Source organism: Neisseria sp. HMSC061H08 (assembly GCF_001836795.1).
GTDB classification, from domain to species: Bacteria; Pseudomonadota; Gammaproteobacteria; order Burkholderiales; family Neisseriaceae; genus Neisseria; species Neisseria subflava_A.
The window spans coordinates 1-290 of record NZ_KV830595.1; the positions used below are offsets into that span (position 1 = coordinate 1).

Annotated in this window: 1 pseudogene; it reads left to right on the top strand. The window is 55.2% G+C overall.

The annotated features are described in order from the left end of the window. Positions 1-290 (top strand): annotated as a pseudogene (locus tag HMPREF2675_RS10665) (hypothetical protein); the annotation flags it as partial.

Here is a 290-nt window from a genome sequence, read left to right on the forward strand (position 1 = left end):
ATGGGGCAAAACCGTCCTGCCGATTCCGGCCCGGGAATCCGCCTGATTAATGTTTCTAAAGGTCAAAACAACAATAACGCCATCGGCTACGGCAGCGACGGAGACAGCAAAAACAGCACCACCCGCAGCGGCATCAACACCCGCAACATACACATCACCGACAAAGCGGGACAACTTGCCCGAACAGGCAGGACTGCCAAAGAAACCGAAGCGCGTATCTACACCGGCATCGACACCGAAACTGCGGATCAACACTCGGGCCGTCTGAAAAACAGCTTCGACAAAGACGC